23 protein-coding genes are annotated in these 23,398 nt (G+C 39.9%); 22 read left to right on the top strand and 1 reads right to left on the bottom strand.

Annotated elements, in window-relative coordinates; genetic code table 11:
- Positions 1-50: 50 nt before the first annotated feature.
- The 5 genes from ACYQ2D_RS06015 to ACYQ2D_RS05995 are packed head-to-tail and all read left to right on the top strand — an operon-like array spanning position 51 to position 2,920.
- Positions 51-302, top strand: coding sequence for a beta-L-arabinofuranosidase domain-containing protein (locus ACYQ2D_RS06015; RefSeq protein ID WP_459784890.1), 252 nt, complete (start codon positions 51-53; stop codon positions 300-302).
- Positions 280-972 (top strand): beta-L-arabinofuranosidase domain-containing protein, encoded by a 693-nt coding sequence (locus ACYQ2D_RS06010; protein WP_459784888.1) that lies wholly within the window; start codon positions 280-282, stop codon positions 970-972. Before ACYQ2D_RS06015 ends, ACYQ2D_RS06010 begins: the two co-directional genes overlap by 23 nt.
- Positions 923-1,618, top strand: a complete 696-nt coding sequence (locus tag ACYQ2D_RS06005) for a glycoside hydrolase family 127 protein (RefSeq protein WP_459785310.1) — start codon at positions 923-925, stop codon at positions 1,616-1,618. Before ACYQ2D_RS06010 ends, ACYQ2D_RS06005 begins: the two co-directional genes overlap by 50 nt.
- Positions 1,600-1,752 (top strand): hypothetical protein, encoded by a 153-nt coding sequence (locus ACYQ2D_RS06000; RefSeq protein ID WP_459784886.1) that lies wholly within the window; start codon positions 1,600-1,602, stop codon positions 1,750-1,752. Before ACYQ2D_RS06005 ends, ACYQ2D_RS06000 begins: the two co-directional genes overlap by 19 nt.
- Positions 1,724-2,920 (top strand): FprA family A-type flavoprotein, encoded by a 1,197-nt coding sequence (locus tag ACYQ2D_RS05995; RefSeq protein ID WP_459784884.1) that lies wholly within the window; start codon positions 1,724-1,726, stop codon positions 2,918-2,920. The genes ACYQ2D_RS06000 and ACYQ2D_RS05995 overlap by 29 nt, the downstream gene beginning before the upstream one ends.
- Before the next feature lie 85 nt (positions 2,921-3,005).
- Here ACYQ2D_RS05995 and rpsT read toward each other — a convergent pair whose 3' ends face one another.
- Complete coding sequence (gene rpsT / locus ACYQ2D_RS05990; RefSeq protein WP_117455269.1) at positions 3,006-3,269, bottom strand: 30S ribosomal protein S20; 264 nt, start codon at positions 3,267-3,269, stop codon at positions 3,006-3,008.
- Between the two features lie 188 nt (positions 3,270-3,457).
- On the opposite strand from rpsT, the gene gpr reads away from it, so the two are divergent.
- The 17 genes from gpr to ACYQ2D_RS05905 all read left to right on the top strand — a co-directional run bounded on the left by gpr (position 3,458) and on the right by ACYQ2D_RS05905 (position 23,338).
- Positions 3,458-4,357 (top strand): GPR endopeptidase, encoded by a 900-nt coding sequence (gene gpr / locus ACYQ2D_RS05985; protein WP_459784883.1) that lies wholly within the window; start codon positions 3,458-3,460, stop codon positions 4,355-4,357.
- Positions 4,358-4,483: 126 nt separating this feature from the next.
- Positions 4,484-5,782 (top strand): stage II sporulation protein P, encoded by a 1,299-nt coding sequence (locus ACYQ2D_RS05980; RefSeq protein WP_459784882.1) that lies wholly within the window; start codon positions 4,484-4,486, stop codon positions 5,780-5,782.
- 119 nt (positions 5,783-5,901) lie between these two features.
- Positions 5,902-7,716, top strand: coding sequence for a translation elongation factor 4 (lepA, locus tag ACYQ2D_RS05975; RefSeq protein WP_117455275.1), 1,815 nt, complete (start codon positions 5,902-5,904; stop codon positions 7,714-7,716).
- A 76-nt stretch (positions 7,717-7,792) separates the two neighbouring features.
- Positions 7,793-8,932 (top strand): radical SAM family heme chaperone HemW, encoded by a 1,140-nt coding sequence (gene hemW, locus ACYQ2D_RS05970; protein WP_459784880.1) that lies wholly within the window; start codon positions 7,793-7,795, stop codon positions 8,930-8,932.
- A gap of 206 nt (positions 8,933-9,138) precedes the next feature.
- Positions 9,139-9,585 (top strand): CBS domain-containing protein, encoded by a 447-nt coding sequence (locus tag ACYQ2D_RS05965; RefSeq protein WP_117455279.1) that lies wholly within the window; start codon positions 9,139-9,141, stop codon positions 9,583-9,585.
- A 207-nt stretch (positions 9,586-9,792) separates the two neighbouring features.
- Entirely contained in the window at positions 9,793-12,627 is a 2,835-nt protein-coding gene (gene uvrA, locus ACYQ2D_RS05960; protein ID WP_459784878.1) for an excinuclease ABC subunit UvrA, read from the top strand.
- 115 nt (positions 12,628-12,742) lie between these two features.
- Complete coding sequence (gene mreB, locus ACYQ2D_RS05955) at positions 12,743-13,735, top strand: rod shape-determining protein (protein WP_444147428.1); 993 nt, start codon at positions 12,743-12,745, stop codon at positions 13,733-13,735.
- A gap of 13 nt (positions 13,736-13,748) precedes the next feature.
- The gene (gene recD2 / locus ACYQ2D_RS05950) at positions 13,749-15,998 is read left to right on the top strand and encodes an SF1B family DNA helicase RecD2 (RefSeq protein WP_117455282.1); all 2,250 of its coding nucleotides are present in this window, start codon (positions 13,749-13,751) and stop codon (positions 15,996-15,998) included.
- 26 nt (positions 15,999-16,024) lie between these two features.
- The gene (locus ACYQ2D_RS05945) at positions 16,025-16,693 is read left to right on the top strand and encodes a ComFC family protein (protein ID WP_022303733.1); all 669 of its coding nucleotides are present in this window, start codon (positions 16,025-16,027) and stop codon (positions 16,691-16,693) included.
- Positions 16,694-16,832: 139 nt separating this feature from the next.
- Positions 16,833-17,852, top strand: a complete 1,020-nt coding sequence (locus ACYQ2D_RS05940) for a hypothetical protein (RefSeq protein ID WP_459784877.1) — start codon at positions 16,833-16,835, stop codon at positions 17,850-17,852.
- Between the two features lie 201 nt (positions 17,853-18,053).
- Positions 18,054-18,482, top strand: coding sequence for a hypothetical protein (locus tag ACYQ2D_RS05935; protein ID WP_022303735.1), 429 nt, complete (start codon positions 18,054-18,056; stop codon positions 18,480-18,482).
- A gap of 3 nt (positions 18,483-18,485) precedes the next feature.
- On the top strand, positions 18,486-19,667 hold the full coding sequence (locus ACYQ2D_RS05930) for a hypothetical protein (protein WP_459784875.1): 1,182 nt from the start codon (positions 18,486-18,488) through the stop codon (positions 19,665-19,667).
- A gap of 41 nt (positions 19,668-19,708) precedes the next feature.
- On the top strand, positions 19,709-20,599 hold the full coding sequence (gene cdaA / locus ACYQ2D_RS05925; RefSeq protein WP_022303737.1) for a diadenylate cyclase CdaA: 891 nt from the start codon (positions 19,709-19,711) through the stop codon (positions 20,597-20,599).
- Positions 20,577-21,866 carry a CdaR family protein gene (locus ACYQ2D_RS05920; RefSeq protein WP_207726635.1) on the top strand — a complete coding sequence of 430 codons (1,290 nt, stop codon included), beginning with the start codon at positions 20,577-20,579 and terminating at the stop codon, positions 21,864-21,866. Before cdaA ends, ACYQ2D_RS05920 begins: the two co-directional genes overlap by 23 nt.
- A 48-nt stretch (positions 21,867-21,914) precedes the next feature.
- Complete coding sequence (locus ACYQ2D_RS05915; RefSeq protein WP_117455286.1) at positions 21,915-22,178, top strand: HPr family phosphocarrier protein; 264 nt, start codon at positions 21,915-21,917, stop codon at positions 22,176-22,178.
- A 156-nt stretch (positions 22,179-22,334) separates the two neighbouring features.
- Positions 22,335-23,036, top strand: coding sequence for an AzlC family ABC transporter permease (locus ACYQ2D_RS05910; protein ID WP_022303740.1), 702 nt, complete (start codon positions 22,335-22,337; stop codon positions 23,034-23,036).
- Positions 23,033-23,338 carry an AzlD domain-containing protein gene (locus ACYQ2D_RS05905; RefSeq protein ID WP_022303741.1) on the top strand — a complete coding sequence of 102 codons (306 nt, stop codon included), beginning with the start codon at positions 23,033-23,035 and terminating at the stop codon, positions 23,336-23,338. Before ACYQ2D_RS05910 ends, ACYQ2D_RS05905 begins: the two co-directional genes overlap by 4 nt.
- Positions 23,339-23,398 lie beyond the last annotated feature (60 nt).

The following is a 23,398-nucleotide window of genomic DNA, read 5'->3' as shown; positions in this document are numbered from 1 at the left end:
CTGCAAAGCACAGCAGGAAAATGGCTATCTGGATACTTATTATATCTTAAATGGAAAAGATTAAGATTTTTACAAATTTAAAAGACAATCATGAATTATATTGTCTAGGACATCTCTTAGAGGGAGCAGTTGCCTACTATGATGCAACTGGAAAAGACAAATTATTAAACGCAGCAAAGCGTTATGCAGATTATGTAGACTCCTGCTTTGGAAAAGAAGAAGGAAAATGTAAAGGTTATCCGGGACATGAAATTGCAGAGATGGCACTGGTTCGTCTTTATGAGACAAACTGGCGAAGATAAATACTTGAATCTGGCACGTTTCTTTATTGATGAGAGAGGAACAAGACCATATTATTACGACAATGAACATCCGGAAGAAGTGAAAAAGAAACCAGACGGATTGCGCTATGAATATAATCAGGCACACAAGCCGGTTCGTGAACAGGACGAAGCAGTCGGACATTCCGTACGTGCAGTTTATCTTTACAGTGGAATGGCAGATGTGGCAAGACTGACAGAAGATGAAAGTCTGTTAAAAGCATGTGAAGTGCTCTGGAACAATATGACAAGAAAGAAAATGTATATTACCGGAGGAATCGGTGCAACCCATATTGGAGAAGCATTTTCCTTTAATTATGATTTGCCGAATGATACTGCTTATGCAGAAACCTGTGCATCCATTGGACTGGTATTTATGGCAAGAAGGATGTTAGAGATGACGCCGGATGCAAAATATGCTGACGTAATGGAGCGTGCATTATATAATGGAGTTTTAAGTGGAATGGCATTAGATGGAAAGAGCTTCTTCTATGTGAATCCATTAGAGGTGCTTCCGGAAGCCTGCCACAAAGATGAGAGAAAGTTCCATGTAAAAACCGGTTCGTCAGAAATGGTTTGGATGTGCCTGCTGTCCTCCAAACATTGCAAGATTATTAAGTTCTATCAGTACTTATGCATACACCGAAAATAAAGATACCTTATTTGTACATCTGTACATTGGTGGAGTAATTAAAAAACAGCTGGATGGACAGGGTATCGAAATCAAAGTGACATCTGAATTTCCATGGGATGGAACAGTAAAAGTAGAAATGCCTGCAACCGAAAAACCATTTACTCTGGCATTTAGAATTCCACGGTGGGCCAAAAATTATCAGGTAAAAGGTATAGAAGGCGCCAAAACAGAAGAAAAAGCCGGTTATCTCTATGTGACAAAACAGTGGACTGGAACTGAAACAGTAGAAGTGGAATTCCCAATGGAAGTAAGACTGGTTCAGACGAATCCAAAGGTAAGGGAAAATATTGGAAAAATCGCAGTTGTAAGGGGACCGATTGTGTATTGTCTGGAAGAAGCAGATAACGGTGCAGATTTACATTTAGTACGTTTAAGTCCAAAGGCAGTTTGTGAAGTAAAGGCTGAGAAAATCGCAGGAGAACCGGTAAAAACAGTGCTGACAGAGGGATTACGCCAGAAAAATTCAGAAAATCCAGAAGAGGAAGAACTGTACACCATCGCAGAACCAGATACCGAAGTTCCGGCTGATTTGAAATTTATTCCATATTATGTATGGGCAAACAGAGGCGAAAATGAAATGATGGTATGGGTGAAAAAAGCGTAAATCCAGCAGAAACTGTAGTTGCCAAAGAAAATAAAAAAGCATATAATAGACCTGTAATTGATAAAATGAGACATCAAAGAACAGATGGAGAAAGAGAGGTCTTAAATGTATTGCACAAGAAAAGTAGCAGATGATTTAATCTGGGTAGGAGCAGATGACAGAAGACTTGCCATGTTTGAGGGCGTGTATTCTGTGCCAAGAGGAGTTTCCTATAATTCATATTTATTATTAGATGAAAAGACCGTTGTATTTGATACCGTTGACCATGCAGTAGAGAAAACATTTCTCGAAAATGTAGAACATGGATTAAACGGAAGAACTTTAGATTATCTTGTAGTACAGCACATGGAACCGGACCATTCCGCAACAATCCGTACTCTGTTGATGCTATATCCGGAAGCAGAAGTGGTATGCAGTAAGAAAACAGAAGGAATGTTACGTCAGTTTTTTGGCGATGCAGTTAAGATGAACATAAAAGTAGTCGGAGAAGGGGATACCTTAAAAACCGGAAAACATGAGTTTACCTTCCTTGCTGCACCGATGGTTCACTGGCCGGAAGTCATTGTTACGTATGATTTGACAACCAAAACTTTGTTTTCAGCCGATGCTTTTGGAACATTTGGCGCATTAAATGGCGCATTATTTGCAGATGAAGTGGATTTCTTCCGTGATTATCTGGATGAAGCACGCAGATATTATACCAATATCGTAGGAAAATACGGTGTTCAGGTACAGGCTTTATTAAAGAAAGCGGCAACCGTGGAAATTCAGACCATTTGCCCACTTCATGGATTTGTATGGAGAGAAAATATCGGCGCTTATCTGGAAAAATATCAGAAATGGAGTTTATATGAACCGGAAGTAAGCGGTGTTATGATTGCGTATGCGTCTGTATATGGAAATACAGAAAATGCAGCCAATATTCTTGCATGCAGATTGCGCGATAAAGGAATCAAGACAACCATGTTTGACGTATCGGTAGCTGAAACTTCAGAAGTAGTCGCTGCGTCTTTCCAGTACAGCCATCTGGTATTTGCCGCTCCAACTTACAATGGCGGAATCTTTATTAAGATGGATGAAGTACTCCGTGATATTGAAGCACACAGCTTAAAGAATCGTACTGTAGCATTTATGGAAAATGGAACCTGGGCAGTGACATGCGGAAAACAGATGAAAGAAATTTTTGCGGGCTTAAAAGGCATGAATATTATAGAGGATACTGTTACAATTAAATCCGCACTCGCAGACGGTCAGGAAGCACAGATAGAAAAACTGGCAGAAGCGATTGCCGAAACCATGTAAAAAAACAGAATCAAAAATAAAAAAGAACCAATGGTTAATGACGGTTGACCATTGGTTCTTTTTAAGTTTATCTTTATTATTAAAATTAGTTCAGAGTATTAACAGCTTTAGATAAACGTGAAACTTTTCTTGCTGCGTTGTTTTTGTGGTAAACACCTTTTGTAGCAGCTTTATCAATTGTAGAAATAGCGTTTGCTAATGCTGCAACTGCTGCTTCTTTATCTTTTGCTACAACTGCTGCTTCTACTTTCTTGATAGAAGTCTTAACTGCTGATTTGATAGATTTATTTCTGTCAGCTTTTTTCTGGTTTACTAAAACTCTTTTTTTAGCAGATTTAATATTAGCCAAATCCGTACACCTCCAAAATTATTATATTTCGTATTCGTATGTTTATTATCTGATACCAAAGAAGACACGGGCACTTTGGTATTCACATGCTTTTTTATTCTAGTTTATTTATCGCAAAATGTCAATACATAAAATCTATGAAAATGCAAAAAATAGAAATAAATCTGATGAAGAGGGAGAAAAACAGCATGATTCGAGGAAGAATACACACCGATTTGGCACTGGAAGCAAAAGAAAGATATGAGGAGGATAATGTAGAAATCAGGGGCGTCTGTATTGAAGAAGAGTATAACGAGGAAAAAGATATCCGTACGACTTTGGTAAAAATTGAAACCGAAAATGGAGCACGGGCGATGGGGCGTCCGCAGGGAAGTTATCTGACTTTGGAAGCACCGAATCTATCTATACCGGATGAGGGTTATCACAGAGAAATTTCGGAAGAACTGGCAAGACAGGTTAAGAAACTGATACCGGAGAAAAAAGAATTGACGGTTTTGGTGGTGGGACTTGGAAATCGGCAGGTCACACCCGATGCGCTGGGACCGGATGTGGTGGACAATTTAAAGATGACCCGCCATATAATTTTAGAATATGGTGCACAGGCAATGGGAGAACAAAATATGTATCAAGTCAGCGGGCTCGTTCCGGGGGTGATGGCGCAGACTGGAATGGAGACACTTGAAATTGTAAAAGGTGTGATAAATGAGACCAAACCAGATGTTGTGATTGCGGTTGATGCACTTGCGGCAAGAAGTACAAAGCGGTTAAATCGTACAATCCAGATTACAGATACCGGAATCATTCCGGGCTCTGGTGTAGGAAATCACAGAAATGGGCTGACAAAGGAGACACTTGGAGTAAAGGTAATCGGAATCGGAGTGCCGACGGTGGTGGATGCAGCAACAATTGTACAGGATTCAATGGAAAAACTGCTTCAGACATTAGAAGAAAAAGAAAAGAAAGAATTTCTGGAGGAAATGATTCCACCGGCGTTATACAGCATGTTTGTGACGCCAAAGGACGTGGATGAGACAATGAAACGGTTGTCTTATACAATTTCAGAGGGTTTGAACCGAGTATTTTGTTAAAAAGCAGGTTCAGAACTTATCTGTGTTCATGAGCAAGTAGCGAAGCGGATTGCGAATGTCCGCTTTACAAGGCATAAAGCGCAGGGATTGTCTCATATAAAGATAGGAGGTGATAGGGGGAACAAAATGAGAGAAGGAAACAGGACAAAGCTGGTTTTATGGGGAATTTTTATCGTTCTTGCAGGATATCTGAGTTTGAAGGGGCTCTCTTTTGATAAAGAGACATTTGTATGGATGGGAATAAATCTGGAAGAGCAGGCAGTCGAGGTTTATCTCCCATCGATATTAGAATCGGATGGAAAAGACGCATCGCTTAGTGCCAATATTTTAAGTGGGTTATTTGTAAGAGGTGGGATAAATGTACGAAGCATTTCGGAACAGGCGGGGGCAGATTCGGAAACCGACCGGAAGATTATCAAAGAAAATGAACAATTTTTAGTTGAAAATCTGACAAAGGAAAATCAGGAGGCGGGACCGAAAGAAAAAAATCAGGAGAGTACAGGAATGGATAGTGAGGAAAAAAGTGCAGTGGAAGAAAACATGCAAGAAAATACGGAAGAAAGTACGCAAGAAAATACGGAAGAAAAGATTGAAGAAAATGCAGGAACGGAAAACGGGCAGAAGGGGACATTGACAGCCGGTGCCCCGGTCATGGACCTTCCATTGGAGCAGTTTCAGGATTTTAATTTTGTCATCAGCAATTTTTATACGATAGATAAGACAACCAGCATTAACAGTGAACAGCTTAATGCAGTGACACTCTTGGAAAAGGATTTGCGGATGAGTGCAGGGGCAGAAAATCCGCAGATTCTGATTTATCACAGTCATTCACAGGAAGAATTTGCAGATTCTGTTCCAGGGGATGCTTCCACAATGATAGTGGGGGTGGGAGAGTATTTGACGACTCTGCTTCGGGATACATACGGATACAACGTCATGCATGTGACAGACACGTTTGATATTATGGGTGGAAAATTAGACAGAAATAAGGCTTATAACTATGCACAGGAGACCATCAGCCGGATTTTGGAGGAAAATCCAAGTATTGAAGTGGTGATTGACCTGCACAGGGATGGAGTAACCGGTGCGAAACGGCTGGTGACGGAAATAAACGGAAAGCCGACGGCAAAGATTATGTTTTTTAATGGTCTAAGCCGGACGAATCAAAATGGAGAACTTTCCCATCTGCCGAATCCTTATATTCAGGATAATCTTGCATTTTCGCTTCAGCTTGCGCGGTATGCCAAAGAATATTATCCGGACTGGTTTCGTACGATTTATCTAAGAGGATATCGCTATAATCTGCACTTGAGACCAAAAGCTTTGCTGGTTGAATGTGGAGCACAGACAAATACGGTAGAAGAAGAAATGAACGCAATGCAGCCCCTTGCAGACATTTTGAACAAAGTGCTGACAGGGGCATGAAACGCTTGCGCATGCAGGGAATCTCGTGCTATACTGAGCGTTAGCAAGAGATAAAAATCACTTTAAAATTAAAATAAAGTTCAAGTTGAAAAACAGTTTAGAGGAGAAAGAACGAATTTATGGCAGGAATCGAACAAAGTAAAATCAGAAATTTTTGTATTATCGCACATATTGACCATGGAAAATCCACCCTTGCAGACCGTATCATTGAAAAAACCGGTCTTTTAACTGCAAGAGAGATGCAGGCACAGGTGCTTGATAACATGGAGTTGGAGCGTGAGAGAGGAATTACAATCAAATCTCAGGCAGTTCGTATTGTATATAAAGCAAAGGACGGAGAAGAGTATATTTTTAACTTGATTGATACCCCGGGGCATGTTGACTTTAACTATGAGGTTTCAAGAAGTCTGGCAGCCTGTGACGGTGCAATTTTAGTTGTTGATGCGGCACAGGGGATTGAAGCGCAGACACTTGCAAATGTATATCTTGCACTGGACCACGATTTGGATGTATTTCCGGTCATCAATAAAATTGACCTACCAAGTGCAGAACCGGAACGTGTCAAAAATGAAATTGAAGATGTCATTGGAATCGAAGCACAAGATGCACCTTTGATTTCTGCAAAAATGGGACTCAATATCGAAGAAGTGTTAGAGCAGATTGTGACGAAAATTCCGGCACCGACAGGGGATGCGTCTGCACCGCTTCAGGCATTGATTTTTGACTCCGTCTATGATTCTTATAAGGGTGTTATTGTATTTTGCCGAATCAAAGAGGGAACAGTAAAGAAAGGTACACGTATTCGTATGATGGCAACCGGAGCCGTAGAAGAGGTAGTAGAAGTTGGATATTTTGGAGCAGGACAGTTTATTCCATGCGATGAGTTATCCGCAGGTATGGTTGGTTATGTCACAGCAAGTATTAAAAATGTAAAAGATACCCGCGTGGGTGATACTATCACAGATGATGAGCGTCCATGCGATGCACCGCTTCCGGGTTACAAAAAAGTAAATCCGATGGTATACTGTGGGGTCTATCCTGCAGATGGTTCAAAATATCAGGATTTAAGAGATGCACTTGAAAAACTGCAGTTAAATGATGCCTCCCTTCAGTTTGAACCGGAAACTTCAATTGCATTAGGATTTGGTTTCCGCTGTGGATTCTTAGGGCTTTTACATCTTGAAATTATTCAGGAACGTCTGGAGAGAGAGTACAATCTTGATTTGGTTACGACTGCACCGGGTGTTGTTTACCGTGTCTATAAAACAAATGGAGAAATGATGGAATTAACGAATCCGTCTAATCTTCCGGATCCATCTGAAATTGATTACATGGAAGAGCCGATGGTAAAAGCGGAAATTATGGTGACAACGGACTTTATTGGACCGATTATGGATTTATGTCAGGAACGTCGTGGTCAGTATCAGGGAATGGAATATATGGAGACTACACGTGCACTTTTAAAATATCATCTTCCACTGAACGAAATTATTTATGATTTCTTTGATGCCTTAAAATCCCGTTCCAGAGGATATGCTTCTTTTGATTATGAAATGCTTGGCTATGAGAGAAGTGAGCTGGTTAAGCTGGATATTTTAGTCAACAAAGAAGAAGTGGATGCGCTTTCTTTTATTGTATTTGAAGGTTCTGCTTATGAGCGCGGCAGAAAGATGTGTGAGAAATTAAAAGAAGAGATTCCAAGACAGCTCTTTGAAATTCCGATTCAGGCAGCAATTGGAAGTAAGATTATTGCACGTGAAACCGTAAGAGCAATGCGAAAAGACGTACTTGCAAAATGCTATGGTGGAGATATTTCCAGAAAGAGAAAACTTCTTGAAAAGCAGAAAGAAGGAAAGAAGAGAATGCGCCAGGTTGGTAACGTAGAGATTCCACAGAAAGCATTTATGAGTGTATTAAAATTAGACGAAGATTAAGCTATTGTGACAGTAATAAAGAAAAGTAATAAAAATAGATCAAAATAGGTCAGGGTGTGGGAAGGTAGTAAAACAAATGAAGAAGGATTTGGGGCTGTATCTTCATGTGCCGTTTTGTGTAAAAAAATGCAATTACTGTGATTTTTTATCAAAAGAGGCAGCAGAAGAAGAAAAAGAGGCGTACGTAGATGCGCTGATAAAAGAAATAAAAAGCTATAAGAAATTTGCGGGGAATTACAAAGTATCAACAGTTTTTGTGGGTGGTGGAACTCCGTCCTGCTTAAGAGCGGAACAGACAAAACGTATCTTTGATGCACTTTATGAAATCTTTGAATTTGTCAAACATCCGGAGATTACAACAGAGATGAATCCGGGGACGGTTGACAGAGAAAAACTTGAAGTTTATAAGGCATGTGGAATCAATCGTTTAAGTATCGGCATGCAGTCGGTAAAAGATGAGAATTTGAAAGTGCTTGGACGGATTCACAATTTTGAACAGCTTCTGGAAGCTTATCAGTTGTCAAGAGAAGCCGGATTTACGAATATTAATCTGGATTTGATGTCCTCTTTGCCTTCTCAGACCAAAGAGGAATGGGAAGAAGAACTGCAAAAAACAGTGGAATTAAATCCGGAACACATTTCTGCGTATCAGCTTATCATAGAAGAGGGCACACCTTTTTATGAAAAATATGATGCACATCCGGAACTTCTGCCGAATGAAGAGGAAAGCAGAGCAATTTATCAGACAACAAAACGTATCTTAGAAGCAAACGGCTATATGCAGTATGAGATTTCCAACTATGCGAAACCGCAGAAAGAATGTAAACATAATCTGCGTTACTGGGAGCGGGGAGAGTATCTTGGAATCGGGCTTGGATCAGCCTCTCTGATTCAAAATATGCGTATGAACAATACCAGAGAGATGAGTGAATACCTGGAAAAATCCGCAGTGCCAAAAGAGATGCGAAAAGATGTGGAATTTTTAGAGAACCGTCAGCAGATTGAAGAGTTTATGTTTCTGGGACTTCGCAAAACTTATGGTGTTTCGAAAAAAGAATTTCACCGTGCCTTTGGACGGGAACTCGAAGATGTGTATGGACAGACCTTAAAGAAATTTATTGAAGAGGGCATGATAAAAGAGAAAAAAGACCGAATCTTTTTAACGGAAGACGGGGTACTGGTAAGCAATCAGATTTTATCAGAGTTTCTGTTTTAACTGCCTGATTTTTGTTCGGGCTATCTTAAGAAATATTAGAAAAATTTAAGAAAGTTTTAGAAATAAAATCTGGAAAAATAAGGACTTCTGTGGCAAAATAAAAGACGCAGGAGTTGACAGGTATGTTTTGTAATGGGGACAGAGCTACATAAATAAACTCCGAAAGATGGTAAGAGCGCATATAAGTTTATGGGAGGCTTTATATTATGAATATTTTATTTTTCCTTACTCCAAAAAGTGATGTTGCTTATATTTATGACAATTACAGTTTAAGACAGGTGCTTGAAAAGATGGAATATCACAAGTATTCCTGTATTCCAGTGATTGGAGTGGACGGAAAATATGTAGGTACAATCACAGAAGGTGATTTGTTATGGGGTCTGAAAGAACGTGGGGCATTTGATTTGAAGAAAGCAGAAGAAGTTCCGATTCGTTCCTTTGAGCGTAGAATGGATTATGCACCGGTTCGGATTGATTCGGATATGGAAGATTTGCTCGATAAAGCACTTCGCCAGAATTTTGTTCCGGTTATAGATGACCAGAAGAATTTTATCGGAATTGTCACAAGACGTGATATTATGATGTATATGGCATCTGCCGGCAGAAAATCAAAGACCGAATCGAAAAAAGTATATATGGAAACAGTAGGTTAACCACTTAAGTCAGGATAAAAATTATAAGAAAAGGACAGTCTAATACAGGCTGTTTTTTTCTTTTACAAAGTTATAAGGAGAGTGTTAAAAGTATAAAAACGTGTCTTGAAAATGATACGAACAAATGTTTGTAAATAAAAAATCCCTGTGCTATAATGATACTGTTGAAGTTAATCAGATCGCAAGAAGGAAATGAGGAAAAATACATTGAGAAATCAGGAACATAAATTTATTAAGATACGTGGAGCAAATGAAAATAATTTAAAAAATTTAAGTGTAGACATTCCAAGAAATGAATTTGTTGTGCTGACCGGTCTAAGTGGTTCAGGAAAGAGTTCTCTGGCATTTGATACAATTTATGCGGAAGGACAGCGCAGATATATGGAGTCGCTTTCTTCTTATGCAAGACAGTTTTTAGGACAGATGGAAAAGCCGGATGTGGAGAGTATTGAAGGACTGTCTCCGGCGATTTCCATTGATCAAAAGTCAACGAATCGAAATCCCCGTTCTACCGTTGGAACAGTAACCGAAATTTACGATTATTTTCGTTTATTGTATGCAAGGGTGGGGATTCCGCATTGTCCAAAGTGTAAAAAAGAAATCAAAAAACAGACCGTAGACCAGATGGTAGACCAGATTATGGCACTGCCCGAGCGGACGAAATTCCAACTGCTTGCTCCAGTCGTAAGAGGCCGGAAGGGAACACATGCCAAACTGCTGGAACAGGCAAGAAAAAGCGGTTATGTCCGTGTGCTGATTGACGGGAATCTTTATGAATTAAATGAAGAAATCAAATTAGATAAAAATATTAAGCATAATATTGAGATTGTTGTGGATCGTCTGATTGTAAAAGAGGGAATCGAAAAGCGTCTGACCGATTCTATTGAAAATGTGCTTCATCTTGCAGATGGACTGATGATGGTGGATACCATGGATGGAAACGTAATTAATTTCAGTCAGAGCTTTTCCTGTCCGGACTGTGGAATCAGCATTGATGAGATTGAACCGAGAAGCTTTTCGTTTAATAATCCGTTTGGAGCGTGTCCGGACTGTTTAGGTCTCGGATATAAGATGGAATTTGACGTGGATTTAATGATTCCGGATCAGAGTTTAAGCATTGCCGAGGGTGCAATCGTTGTGCTTGGATGGCAGTCCTGTACGGATAAGGGCAGTTTTACCCGTGCAATTTTAGATGCACTTGCTGAGGAATATCATTTTGATTTGGAAACTCCGTTTCAGGATTATTCGGATGAAATTAAAAACGTGATTATCAATGGAACAGGTGGAAAGAAAGTGAAAGTTTATTATAAAGGTCAGCGTGGAGAAGGCATTTATGATGTCGCTTTTGAGGGGCTTATCAAAAACGTGGAGCGTCGGTATAGAGAAACCGGTTCAGAGAGTTCCAAACAGGAATATGAAAGTTTCATGCAGATTACACCGTGCAAGACCTGTAAAGGTCAGCGCCTGAAAAAAGAAGCGCTTGCCGTAACAGTCGGAGAGAAAAATATTTCCGAGGTAACGGCACTTTCGATTCGTAATCTTCAGGAATTTTTGGAAAATTTAAAGCTTACAGAGACACAGCAGTTAGTCGGAAATCAGGTGTTAAAAGAAATTCGTGCAAGGGTTGGTTTTCTTGTGAGTGTAGGTTTAGAATATCTGACGCTTTCAAGAGCGACCGGAACACTTTCCGGAGGAGAGGCACAGAGAATTCGTCTGGCAACCCAGATTGGTTCGGGGCTTGTCGGGGTTGCCTATATTCTGGATGAACCGAGTATTGGATTGCACCAGAGAGATAATGACAGGCTGTTATCCGCTTTGAAGCATTTGAGAGATTTAGGAAATACGCTGATTGTGGTCGAACATGATGAAGATACGATGAGGGAATCCGACTGCATTGTTGATATTGGACCTGGTGCAGGAGAACATGGAGGAGAGCTGGTTGCAATTGGAACCGCCGAAGAAATTATGCAGTGTCCGGAATCAATTACTGGAAAATATTTGAGTGGTGAATTAAAGATTCCGGTTCCAAAGGAGAGAAAACAGCCGACGGGATTTTTGACTGTAAGAGGCGCAGAGGAAAATAATTTAAAAAATATAGATGTCAATTTCCCATTGGGGGTTATGACCTGTGTAACCGGAGTATCAGGTTCTGGAAAGAGTTCGCTTGTCAATGAAATTTTGTATAAGAGTCTTGCAAAAAAATTAAATCGTGCAAGAGTAGTGGCAGGAAAACATAAATGCATCGAAGGAGTGGAACAACTTGATAAGGTCATTGCGATTGACCAGTCCCCAATCGGACGAACTCCAAGGTCAAATCCTGCAACGTATACAGGAGTATTTGACCAGATTCGTGATTTATTTGCGGCAACTGCGGATGCAAAAGCGAGAGGGTATAAGAAAGGTCGTTTCAGCTTTAATGTAAAAGGTGGACGCTGTGAGGCATGTAGTGGAGATGGAATCTTAAAAATTGAGATGCATTTTCTTCCGGATGTTTATGTGCCTTGCGAAGTGTGTCATGGGAAACGTTACAACCGTGAGACTTTGGAAGTCAAATACAAGGGAAAAAGCATTTATGATGTGTTAAATATGACGGTGGAAGAAGCACTGGAATTTTTTGAACATGTACCGTCTATCAAAAGAAAGATTCAGACCCTTTATGATGTAGGACTTTCTTATATCCGCTTAGGACAGCCTTCTACGGAGCTTTCCGGAGGTGAAGCACAGAGAATCAAGCTGGCTTCTGAGTTAAGCAAAAGAAGTACCGGAAAGACGATTTATATCTTAGATGAGCCGACAACCGGACTTCATTTTGCAGACGTGCATAAATTAATCGAAATTTTACAGCGTCTTTGTGAAGGAGGAAATACCGTTGTTGTCATTGAACATAATTTAGATGTCATAAAAACTGCGGATTATCTTATCGATATTGGTCCGGAAGGAGGGGATAACGGGGGAACTGTGGTGGCATTTGGAACACCGGAAGAAGTTGCAGCGAATCCTGTCTCCTATACAGGTCAGTACGTGTCAAAATATTTGAAATGATTGCCTCTTTTCATTTTTCGGTAAGTTCGGTATAATGAAACACACAGCAGTCAGGCTGTGGTCTGCCAGAATCTTAAAATAAGATGAAAATAAAAGGCAGGAAAGGGGTAAAAATATGGGAGCTACAGAGATTGGAATTGACTTGGGCACAGCGAACATTCTGGTATATGTAAAAGGAAAAGGAATCATATTAAAAGAGCCATCCGTTGTTGCTTATGATAAAGATACAAATAAAATACGTGCAGTCGGCGAAGAGGCAAGACAGATGATTGGAAGAACACCGGGGAACATTATGGCGATACGTCCGATGCGTCAGGGTGTGATTTCAGACTATGAAGTAACAGAAAAGATGCTCAAATACTTTATTTCAAAGGCAATGGGAAAAAGAGCGTTTCGAAAACCAAGAGTCAGCATTTGTGTGCCAAGCAGTGTCACAGAAGTAGAAAAAAAAGCAGTAGAAGAGGCAACTTATCGTGCCGGTGCAAGAGACGTTGCAATCATCGAAGAACCGATTGCAGCGGCGATTGGAGCTGGAATTGATATTACAATTCCATTTGGAAATATGATTGTAGATATCGGAGGAGGAACAACAGACGTTGCAGTAATTTCGCTGGGCGGAACGGTAGTTTCAACTTCCATAAAAGTAGCAGGAGATAACTTTGATGAGGCAATTATGCGTTATGTTCGCAAAAACTATAATTTGATTATTGGTGAGCGTACAGCAGAGGCAGCAAAGATAAAGATAGGAACGGTTTATCCGGAAACTCTTCCACATACAATAGAAGTAAAGGGCAGAGATACTGTATCCGGACTTCCAAAAAGTGCAGAGATTTCATCCGAAGAAATCCGTGAGGCACTTGCAGAATGTATCGCTCAGATTATGGAAGTGATTCACAGTGTCCTTGAGAAAACACCGCCGGAACTGGCTGCGGATGTTGCTGAACGTGGAATTGTCTTAACTGGAGGCGGGGCGCTTTTGGGTGGATTCGAAAAATTGATTGAAGAAGAAACAGGAATTAATACAGTTGTTGCAGAAGACCCTGGAATGGTAGTGGCTGTTGGAACAGGACAGTACCTTGATGTAATGAGTAAAGTCGAGGGAAAATAAGAAAGGAAAGCAGATGGAGGAAACCATAGAAGGATACGTTGACCACATTATCTTTCGAAATCAGGATAATGGATATACGGTTATGGTGGTAGTCACAGAGGACGAAGAATTAACTTGTGTCGGCAGTTTTCAGTATATGAACGAGGGAGAAACGATAAAAGCGTTCGGGCATTATACCGAACATCCCTCCTATGGACGGCAGTTTGTAATGAGTTCTTATGAAGTCATTGTTCCACAGGATTCTCAGGCGATGGAGCGGTATTTGGCTTCGGGAGCAGTTAAGGGAATTGGAGCGGCACTGGCAGCAAGAATTGTCCGCAGATTTAAAGAAGACACCCTGCGTATTATGGAGGAAGAACCGGAACGCCTTGCCGAGGTAAAAGGAATCAGTTTGAGAAAAGCGCAGGAGATTTCAGATCAGATAGTGGAAAAATCAGATATGCGAAAAGCAATGATGTTTCTTCAGCAGTATGGAATTTCTCTGGCACTTGGAGGAAAAATTTACAAGCAGTATGGACCACAGATGTATCATGTTTTAAAAGAAAATCCATATCAGATGGCAGAAGATGTAGAGGGGATCGGATTTAAGATTGCAGATGAGATTGCAGGAAGAATTGGAATTTTGCCGGATTCAGATTATCGAATTCGAAGCGGACTTCTTTACATACTGACGCAGGCATCGGCAGAGGGTCATGTTTATCTTCCAAAGAAGCTTCTTTTAAGAAGGGCATCTGCGCTTTTGTGTGTGGAAGAATCCTACATGGAAAAACATATCATGGATTTGGCAATTGAGCGGAAGGTTGTAATAAAAGAAATTATGCCGGGGGAAGAAGAACAGGAGCAGATTGTGTATGCAAGCCAGTTTTATCAGGTAGAGCTGCATGTGGCACAGATGTTAAAAGAACTGGATTTAAAAGAAGAAATCAATCAGGATAAGTTAAAGCTTCAGTTAGATGAACTTGAATCAGCAGAAGAAATTACGCTGGATGAAAAACAGAGACAAGCAGTAATGCAGGCAGCCTCAAATGGGCTGCTTGTTGTAACAGGTGGACCGGGAACCGGAAAGACAACGACTATTAATGCGATTATCCGGTATTTTGAACAACAGAATGAAGAAATTCTTTTAGCTGCGCCGACGGGAAGGGCGGCAAAGCGAATGGCGGAGACGACGGGGTATGAGGCAAAAACTATTCACCGTCTGTTGGAGCTTTCCGGTATGCCGGAGAATCAGACAAAAAAAGGAATTCATTTTGAAAGAAATGCGCAGAATCCATTAGAAGCCGATGTGATTATTATTGATGAGATGTCGATGGTAGATATTTTTTTAATGCATGCGCTGCTTTCGGCAATTATGCCGGGAACAAGACTGATTTTGGTAGGAGATGTCAATCAGCTTCCAAGCGTGGGCGCAGGGAGCGTGTTGAAAGATATTATTTTGTCCGGTCAGTTTGCCGTGGTAGAATTGACAAAAATTTTCCGTCAGGCTTCCCAGAGTGATATCGTTGTTAATGCGCATAAAATCAATAAGGGAATACCGGTTACACTCGATAATAAGAGCATGGACTTTTTCTTTTTAAAACGTTACGATGCAAACGTGATTATCCGTGTATTGATAGCGCTGATTCAGAATAAACTACCGAAATTTGTAAATGCGACTCCTTATGAAATTCAAGTTCTGACTCCAATGAGAAAAGGGCTTTTAGGTGTGGAACGCTTAAATATGGTTTTGCAGCAGTATTTAAATCCGCCAGATAATCAGAAAAGAGAAAAAGAGCACAGACAGGGACTGTTTCGTGAAGGCGATAAGGTCATGCAGATTAAAAATAACTATCAGACAGAGTGGGAAATCCGTGGAATCGGGGGCATCCGTATTGAAAAAGGTGTAGGTGTATTTAATGGAGACACCGGAATTATCAGAGAAATCAATCTGTTTGCGGAGACGCTGACGGTCGAATTTGAAGAGAGACGTTTTGTAGAATATCCATTTAGGCAGTTAGATGAACTTGAACTTGCTTATGCAATTACGATACATAAGTCACAAGGTAGTGAATATCCGGCAGTAGTCATTCCGCTTTTGAATGGACCAAAGATGTTAATGAACCGTAACTTATTATATACAGCAGTGACCAGAGCACGAAAATGTGTGACTTTAGTAGGAGATGAAAAAATATTCTGGGAAATGGAAGAAAACCAAATGGAACAAAGCCGTTACACGACACTCGATTTAAGATTAAAGGAAATCGGATTACAGCAGGAATTTTAGATATTCTTTATCCAAGGAGGTGTCCGGTGTGCGGAGAAATCGTAGCACAAAGGGGGCGCAGTATCTGTAAAGACTGCGCCCCAATGTTAAAACCGATAAAAGGAGTTCGATGTTACCGCTGTTCCAGACCACTTTTAGAGGAACGACAGGAATTTTGCTATGACTGTAGTAGAAAAAAACATGTTTATCAACAGGGAATTGCGGTGTTTGGGTATCAAAGTCCGGTGGCGCAGTCCCTTTATCAGTTAAAATATCATGCGAGAAAAGAGTATGGAATTTTTTATGGGCATTATGCGGCAGTGTATGCAAAAAAACAAATTCAGGCATGGAAGATTGAGGTACTGATTCCGGTGCCGCTGCATCCGTCCCGTTTGGCAAAACGTGGTTATAACCAGGCAGAGGTGATTGCAAGGGCGATGGGAGAAAAATTAAATCTTCCGGTTGTGACGGATGCAGTAAAACGAGTGGAAAAAACAAAACCGTTAAAGGAATTAAATCCACAGGAGCGCAGAAAAAGTCTTCAGAGGGCATTTATGCCGGCAAAAAATCAGGCGCACTGGAAAAATGTACTGATTATCGATGATATTTATACAACGGGAAGTACGATTGATGCAGTCAGTCGGGTTTTAAAAGAAACACAAAGAGCAGAAGCTATCTATTTTCTGACGATAGCAATCGGTATTGGAAATAATTAGAAAATAATCAGAAAGAAATTGACAAAAAATTTTTCATAGAATATAATGGGGCAAGAATCGGGAGGTAAATCATTTTGTTTCATAAGTCAGCATAGTGAGTACTTTTACAGGAGCTGTGCTTTAGAAAAGAGGAGTAAAAATGAGAAAAAAAACATTGTTTATCGTACTATGTCTGCTTTCAGGAATTCTGACTCTTGGTGGATGTGGAAAGTCAGAAACTGACGATGCCAAAACACAGAAAAGTGAAGCAAAAGAAGAGGATGAATGGGAAGAAACTCCGGTTGCACCAATTGAAAAAGAAGATTTGAAAAAAATCGGAGTTCCGCTGAAGGGGACTGTTGAGATAAAACTGGAAAATAATACTGGAAAGAGTATTACCGGATTTGCAGTTAAGAAAAGTGAAAACAGTGAGTTTGGTGAGAACCTGCTCGAAGATGAGGATGTTTATGTCAAAGGTGAGAAGCGTTATTTTTACTATGACTATAAGCAGGAAAATTCAGAAGAAGAAACGGAGACGATTTCTGCAGATTACGACGGTAATACAGAGGAAGAAACAGACGAAAGTGTACCTGAATATGATATTCAGATTACATACTTAAATGGTACCACCGCAGTTCTTCATAATTTTCCGTTTGATGATATGAAAGAGGGTACATTAGAGTTGGAAGATGAGATTACTTATCTGACTTATACAAGTATCAAGACGAAAAAAGAAGTCGATACAAAAGACGAAGAGCGCAGTATCAGGACAAAAGAAGAAACAGCAGCGGCAGAAGCGCAGAGAAAAGCGAACGAGGCGGCAGCAGCAGAGGCAAAACGTCAGGCAGCGGAGGCGGCAGCAGCAAAACAGCAGGCAGAAGCAGCGGCGGCGGAAGCACAAAAACAGGCGCAGGCAGCAGCAGAGGCACAGAAGCAGGCACAAGAGCAGGCGGCACAACAGCAGCAGGATGCAAACCAGAACCAGGACGCAAACCAGAATCAGAATCAGGACGCAAACCAGAATCAGAATCAGGACGCAAACCAGAATCAGAACCAGGATGCAAACCAGAATCAGAACCAGGATGCAAACCAGAATCAGAATCAGGATGCAAACCAGAATCAGCAGACGCCTGATAATACAACGACAGATAGTAATACAACAACAGAAACTCAGCAATAAGAATCAAAAGAAATGAAATAAAGAAAGAACAGATAAAAGAGACCATTGAAAAGAGAAATGTTACTAAGAACAAAGAGAACAGTAACAAAGAAACAATGGTCTCTTTTGGTATGCGCAGAAAGGGTTGCTTCGTCTGCTTTAAGTATGGTATAATATAAAACGTATGATTAGATTTGCTTTAAGAAAGCAGAGGGAAATTAGATGTTAAATGAACAGAAAATTAAGAAGATGAGAAAGCTGGCCACCTATGAGTCAGGCAAGGGTCGTAAGCAGCTTAGAATCAGTAAGTATTATAGAAGTGATTATATCGGGCTTTCCTTGATTAAGAATTTTTTTCTTACTACAATTGCTTATGGTTTGCTGCTTCTGGTGTATTTCGGAAGCAAAAGTGATTATCTGATGGATAATATCAATCAGATAGACGTGGTTGCACTCGGGGTGAAAGTAATTTTGTTTTATCTGGTTATGATTGCAGGATACAGTATTATTACCTATGTGTATTGTTCTGTAAAGTACAGACAGGCACAGGAGGGGGTAGAGGAGTACTATCAGGAATTAAGCCAGCTTAAAAAGATGTATGACAGAGAAGAAACAAAAGCTGGTAAAGCGGCTAAAAGGAGGAAGGCATAAGGCATGACGAAACTATTACTATGGAAACAAAAAGTGAAAGAATTTTATGGAGAGCATGATTTCTGGATTACGCCTTTATTTAAATTCCTTTTGGCATTTGTTGTATTTTCACAGATTAACGGTTTATTAGGATTTATGAGACAAATCGATAACATTTTTGTTGTTTTGATTTTATCTTTGATTTGTGCAATGTTTTCAATTAATGTGATGACCATATTGGCGTGTCTCCTGATTCTTGGTCATTGTTATGCAGTTGGAATTGAGACGGCAGGATTTGCAGCAGTCTTACTGATTTTATTAATGATTTTATTTCTTCGTTTTACTTCAGAAGATAATGTCGCATTGATTCTTACACCGATTTCTTTTACCCTGCATATTCCGGCAGCAGTACCGGTAGGCTGTGGCATTTTAAGAGGAGCATCAAGCGCAGTACCATCCGGATGTGGGGTAATATTATATTTCTTTATGAAACTGGTAAAAGACAGAGCAACGGTACTTCAGGGAAACGAAACGGAGCCACTGCAGAAATTACAGCTTTTATTAGACGGTGTCTTAAAAAATGAAGAAATGTGGCTGACAGTTGTAGTTTTTGCAGCAGTTGTTGTGATTGTAAGTGTCATCAGCAGAGCGTCTTTTGACTATGCATGGAGAATTGCAATTGTGACAGGTGCAGTTGTTTATATCGTTATCATGGTATTTGGAAGCATGTTCATGAGCGTCAGCACGGAACTTGCAGGGATTATTTTATCTGGTGTAGCTGCAATTATTATTGGATTTGTTATTGAATTCTTTGAACTGGGTGTGGATTATTCAAGAACAGAACTGACTCAGTTTGAAGATGATGAATATATCTATTATGTAAAAGCAGTTCCAAAAGCACTGGTTTCCGAAAGCAAAAAAAGTGTAAAGAAATTTACACCGAATTCTAAAGTGGTGGAAGAAGTAAGGCTGGATGAAGTCAGACAAAATAAAGAAACAAAAGCGTATCAGCAGGAAAGTCAGCATCAGGAAATAAAACCAATTCCGGAAGAAAATCTGAGTCAGACCGAAAAAGCACATACACAGGATTTTTCAGCGAAACAGAACACAGCACAGGAAGAATCGGAGGCAGTTCCGGTAGAACGTGTGGCAGAAGAAGATTTTGACTTTGAAAAACAATTAGAGGAGTCTTTAAAAAACTTATAAAAATTTCAGATTAGAGAAAAGAACTATAAGGGGGTGAGACTGTGGGAGATTTTTTATTATCCGTAACAAGTTACTTAACAGGTATCCGATTACCGTATTTTACGTGGAGTGATATTGTTGAAATTCTGTTGATTGCTTTCTTTGTATATGAGTTTATGTTATGGATTCGTAATACCAGAGCATATTCGCTTTTAAAAGGAATCTTAATTGTGCTTGCATTTATTTTCATTGCATTTTTATTGAAGATGAATACAATTTTATGGCTGGTTACCAACATGGCAGGATATGCAATTACGGCCGTATTGATTATTTTTCAGCCAGAGCTTAGAAAGGCACTTGAAGAACTGGGACATAAAAAAATCGTAAGCAGTATCATTCCATTTGATTCAGGAAACAAAGAAGAAGACGGATATTTTTCTGATAAAACAATTAACGAAATTGTTCGTGCAAGTTTTGAAATGGGAGCAGTCAAAACAGGAGCTTTGATTGTAATAGAAGAAGAAACCATTTTAAATGAATATGCGAGAACCGGAATTTATCTGGATTCTTTAGTAAGCAGTCAGCTTTTGATTAATATTTTTGAACATAATACACCGCTTCACGACGGAGCAATTGTCATTCGGGGAGACAGAATTGTGGCAGCGACCTGTTATCTCCCTCTTTCTGATAACATGGCACTGAATAAGAATCTTGGAACAAGACATCGTGCAGGAGTCGGAATCAGTGAGGTCAGCGATTCTTTTACAATTATTGTATCAGAAGAGACCGGAAATGTATCAGTTGCAAAACAGGGCAAACTGGATGTTGCATTGACAAAGGATGAGTTAAAAGAACGTCTGAAGAAAGAGCAGAATGCGACACCGGAGAATGCAAAACGGAAAAAAATAATATGGAAGGGATGGGGAAAGAATGAGAAAAAATCTGATGAATAAATTTACTCTTAGAATTCTTTCGCTGTTTATTGCCATATTTATTTGGCTTCTGGTTGTTAATATTGAGGATCCTGTAAGGACAATTACAATTACCGATGTACCGGTTACATTTGCAAACGAATCTTATATTGAAAGTATGAATAAAGTGGCGCTTATGGAAGATGGGAAAGATACTGTGGATGTCAAGGTGACAGGTGCAAGTTCGATTATGAAAAAAATCAGCAGGGACAATATTTCAGCGGTAGCGGATTTAACCCAGATTGTAGATCTGGAGTCTGATCCGATTATGGTTCCGGTCTATGTCAGCTATTCCGGTATTGAAGAGCACAACATAGAAGCAAGACCAAGAAATATTCCGATTACAATTGAAAACAGAGTCAGTCAGGAATATACAATTGCAGTGAATACAGGCGATACGAAACCGGAAAAAGGATATGAAGTCGGAAAAACGGAAACAAATCCAGACCGTGTGACAATCATCGGACCAGAATCGATTATGAATAAGATTGGAAATGTCGTGGCTCAGGTAGATGTCAGTGGAATGTCAAAGGATGATACCAGACAGTCTGAGATTAAAGTTTATGACAAAAACCTCGAAGAACTTTCTGAAAAGCAGATGTCGTATCTGAAGTTTGATATACAGTCTACAACAATAGATGTAAATGTTGAATTATGGAAAGTGAAACAGGATGTTCCGGTGGAAGTGAAATATTCCGGAACGGTAAAAGCGGGATATTATGTATTCCAGGTTTCTTCTACGCCGAATACCATCAGTATTGCAGGAACGCAGGAAGCCTTAAAACAGTTTGAAGAGGATGGAGATAAACTGGTAATTCCAGCATCACTGGTTAATATCAGTGGAAAATCTTCGGATTATGAAGTAAAAGTAAATCTCGAAGATTTGCTTCCGGAAGATATTGAACTTGCGACAGATATCAGTGAGACAGCCCTTGTGACAGTGAAGATTCTTCCGTTAAATAGTAAAGAGTATGAAATTCCGGTAAACAGTATCACAGTAAATAATAAGCCATCCGATACGGATTTGGTTTTTGACAGAGAGAAAATAACAGTAAGAATCCTGGGAACGGAAGAAGCACTTGAAAATCTGAAAGAAGCGCAGATTGCGTTAAGTATTGATTTAAAATCTTACAGTGTCGGAGAATATGAAGTTCCGGTACAGATTACACTTCCGGATGGATATACCTCTCTGGATACGGTGAAAGTAAAATTAAAACTGGTGAAAGCCGCAGAAATTACGACGGGATAGTGGACTTTGAACACAGATTTACAATAACAGAAGCAGGGAGTGAGAAACATGGTAAGCCAGAAAGTAAAAGTAAATAATTTGATTGGTCTGCACTTAAGACCGGCAGGAAAGCTTTGTAATGAGGCAATGAAATATAAATGTCTGATTACCTTTCATTATAAAGACGTGACAGCAAATGCAAAGAGTGTGCTGAGCGTACTTGGTGCCTGCGTAAGAGGTGGAGCGGTCATTGAACTGGTATGTGAGGGAGAGGACGAACAGACCGCTTTGGAACATTTGGTTGATTTGCTGGAGCATTCACTTCAGGAGTGAACTACCACACGCCATAAAGGCATGTGGATACACGGCGACAGAAACTTATAAAGAAAAATAAGAATAGAAATACAAAAGTGCTGGGGCAAAAATTTTGACCCCAGCATTGTGCTGTAATTATGATAAAAAAGAAAAAATACAAAATGGGGGATAAACATGCAGAATAATATAAAACAAGGCTTAAAAGATGGAATTCCGATTGCACTTGGGTATTTTTCTGTCAGTTTTACATTTGGCATGCTGGCAGTGAATCATGGAATGAAACCATTTCATGCAGTATTGATTTCACTGTTGAATCTGACATCGGCAGGACAGTTTGCAGGACTTAATGTCATTCTGGCAGGGTCTTCTCTGGTGGAAATGGCACTAACCCAGCTTGTCATTAATATGCGTTATGCGTTGATGTCACTGTCACTTTCACAGAAATTTGCACGAAGTGTTCATACCGGACACAGACTGGCGATTGCTTATGGTATCACGGATGAAATTTTTGCGGTGGCAAGTTCTAAAAAAGGAAAAGTGGGTCAGTGGTACATGTATGGATTGATTTTCCTTCCGGTGGTTGGCTGGGTATCCGGAACGCTTGGAGGTGCGGTGGCAAGTACAATTATGCCGGAATTTATCAGAAGTGCATTGGGTGTTGCTTTATACGGAATGTTTGTGGCGATTGTTATTCCTCCGGCTAAAAAAGAGAAAAATGTATGTATTGTTGTAATTACCGCATTGATTTTAAGTACAGGATTTTATTATCTGCCTCTGCTTTGTAAGATTTCAGATGGGTTTAAAATTATTATCTGTACGTTATTAGCAGCTGGAATGGGCGCAGTCCTGTTTCCGATTAGGGAGGAAGAATCATGATTTATGCTTATATTTTTGTGATGGCAGGAGTAACGTATCTGATTCGTATGCTTCCGCTCACATTATTTCAGAAAAAAATTACAAATGTTTATATCCGTTCGTTTTTATATTATGTACCTTATGCCTGTCTGACCGCTATGACGTTTCCGGCAATTTTGTATGCGACAGATTCTCCAATTTCAGCGTTTGCGGGGCTGGTAGTTGCAGTGATTTTCGCCCTGAAAGAAAAAAGTCTTGTAACAGTAGCGTGTTTCTCTTGCATAGCTGTGTTTGTTATGGAGAGAATTTTATCATTTCTGTAAAGAAAACTTAATATTGTTTTACATTCTGTTTGTTGTAAAAACAGGTCAAAAATGGTAAAA

It is taken from the genome of Blautia stercoris, from assembly GCF_054657695.1.
Note: the sequence above shows the minus strand (reverse complement) of the source record. Positions and strands in the feature narration are given on the sequence as shown.

Coding starts and splice junctions, on each gene's coding strand:
- ACYQ2D_RS06015 (WP_459784890.1), top strand. CDS start 51: ATGGAAAAGATTAAGATTTTTACAAATTTAAAAGACAATCATGAATTA.
- ACYQ2D_RS06010 (WP_459784888.1), top strand. CDS start 280: ATGAGACAAACTGGCGAAGATAAATACTTGAATCTGGCACGTTTCTTT.
- ACYQ2D_RS06000 (WP_459784886.1), top strand. CDS start 1,600: ATGGGTGAAAAAAGCGTAAATCCAGCAGAAACTGTAGTTGCCAAAGAA.
- ACYQ2D_RS05995 (WP_459784884.1), top strand. CDS start 1,724: ATGTATTGCACAAGAAAAGTAGCAGATGATTTAATCTGGGTAGGAGCA.
- gpr (WP_459784883.1), top strand. CDS start 3,458: ATGATTCGAGGAAGAATACACACCGATTTGGCACTGGAAGCAAAAGAA.
- ACYQ2D_RS05980 (WP_459784882.1), top strand. CDS start 4,484: ATGAGAGAAGGAAACAGGACAAAGCTGGTTTTATGGGGAATTTTTATC.
- lepA (WP_117455275.1), top strand. CDS start 5,902: ATGGCAGGAATCGAACAAAGTAAAATCAGAAATTTTTGTATTATCGCA.
- hemW (WP_459784880.1), top strand. CDS start 7,793: ATGAAGAAGGATTTGGGGCTGTATCTTCATGTGCCGTTTTGTGTAAAA.
- ACYQ2D_RS05965 (WP_117455279.1), top strand. CDS start 9,139: ATGAATATTTTATTTTTCCTTACTCCAAAAAGTGATGTTGCTTATATT.
- mreB (WP_444147428.1), top strand. CDS start 12,743: ATGGGAGCTACAGAGATTGGAATTGACTTGGGCACAGCGAACATTCTG.
- recD2 (WP_117455282.1), top strand. CDS start 13,749: ATGGAGGAAACCATAGAAGGATACGTTGACCACATTATCTTTCGAAAT.
- ACYQ2D_RS05940 (WP_459784877.1), top strand. CDS start 16,833: ATGAGAAAAAAAACATTGTTTATCGTACTATGTCTGCTTTCAGGAATT.
- ACYQ2D_RS05935 (WP_022303735.1), top strand. CDS start 18,054: ATGTTAAATGAACAGAAAATTAAGAAGATGAGAAAGCTGGCCACCTAT.
- ACYQ2D_RS05930 (WP_459784875.1), top strand. CDS start 18,486: ATGACGAAACTATTACTATGGAAACAAAAAGTGAAAGAATTTTATGGA.
- ACYQ2D_RS05920 (WP_207726635.1), top strand. CDS start 20,577: ATGAGAAAAAATCTGATGAATAAATTTACTCTTAGAATTCTTTCGCTG.
- ACYQ2D_RS05915 (WP_117455286.1), top strand. CDS start 21,915: ATGGTAAGCCAGAAAGTAAAAGTAAATAATTTGATTGGTCTGCACTTA.
- ACYQ2D_RS05910 (WP_022303740.1), top strand. CDS start 22,335: ATGCAGAATAATATAAAACAAGGCTTAAAAGATGGAATTCCGATTGCA.
- ACYQ2D_RS05905 (WP_022303741.1), top strand. CDS start 23,033: ATGATTTATGCTTATATTTTTGTGATGGCAGGAGTAACGTATCTGATT.